The sequence below is a fragment of the Methylobacterium sp. GC_Met_3 genome, from assembly GCF_026540775.1.
In the GTDB taxonomy this organism is placed as follows: Bacteria; Pseudomonadota; Alphaproteobacteria; order Rhizobiales; family Beijerinckiaceae; genus Methylobacterium.
Genome location: NZ_JALNUL010000163.1, coordinates 1 through 1,046, shown reverse-complemented (window position 1 = coordinate 1,046; position 1,046 = coordinate 1). Strand labels below are relative to the sequence as shown.

Below are 1,046 nucleotides of genomic sequence, written 5' to 3'. Positions count from 1 at the left end.
TAGAGCCGGTCCCGCGCTGCTTGAGACGGGTTAGCGGGTAGCGCGTTGGTGGGTGAAGGAGTTTGCTCATGCCTTCACCCCTGTCTGTGGACCTGCGCGAGCGTGTGGTGGCTGCCGTGGCGGCAGGTGCCTCCTGCCATCGCGCCGCCGCCCGCTTCGGGGTCAGCGTGTCGAGCGCCAGCCGCTGGTCGGAGCGTTTCCGCCACGAGGGCCAACTCGCCTCTAAGCCGATGGGCGGCGATCACACCTCGAAGCGCATTGAGGCGCATGCCGGGCTGATCCTGAGAATCTCCACGCAGGAGCCGCGTCTTTTCCTGCGCGAGGTGCGCGACCGGCTGGCTGAGCAGGGCGTCCAGACCAGCACGAGCGGCCTGTCGCGCTTCTTTGCCCGCCACGGGATCAGCTGGAAAAAGGGGCGACGTACGCAGCTGAGCAGGAGCGCGCGGACGTAAGAGCTGCTCGCGAGGCGTGGTTTGAGGCGCAGCCCGAGCTTGATCCGGATCGGCTGGTGTTCCTGGATGAGACGGCGGCTGCCACCAACATGGCGCGCCGCTATGGTTGGGCTCCGCGCGGCGAGCGCTGCCGGCTTGCAGCCCCGTTGGGCCACTACAAAACCACGACCATCACCGCTGCCCTGCGCACGAGCGGGCTGTGCGCCACCGCGCTGCTGGACGGCCCCACGAACGGCACTCGCTTCCGCAGCTACGTCACCGAGACCTTGGTCCCGGTGCTGCAGCCGGGCGATATCGTCGTCATGGACAACCTGCCTGCCCACAAGGTCGCCGGCGTACAGGACGCGATCGAGGCCGCAGGAGCGCGGCTGCTCTACCTTCCGTCCTACAGCCCTGACTTCAACCCGATCGAGCAGGCCTTCGCGAAACTCAAGGCGCTGCTACGTAGCGCGGCAGCCCGCACGATCCCGGATCTCTGGGCGGAGATCCGTCAGGCATTCACGCGCTTCACTCCGCAGGAGTGTCGCAACTACCTCGCCGCAGCCGGCTACGAGGACGACTTGGCCGTCGCTACCTGATCGGGAACAGCTCTAG

At 67.3% G+C, this 1,046-nt stretch carries 1 protein-coding gene; it reads left to right on the top strand.

Annotated features, from left to right (window positions below; all coding sequences use genetic code 11):
- Positions 1-68: 68 nt before the first annotated feature.
- Positions 69-1,030, top strand: a protein-coding gene (locus tag OXS27_RS32300; RefSeq protein ID WP_267361742.1) for an IS630 family transposase whose coding sequence is annotated in 2 segments (ribosomal slippage) — positions 69-417 and positions 417-1,030 — 963 coding nt in all. Because the reading frame shifts where the segments join, the coding sequence is not laid out codon by codon here.
- Positions 1,031-1,046 lie beyond the last annotated feature (16 nt).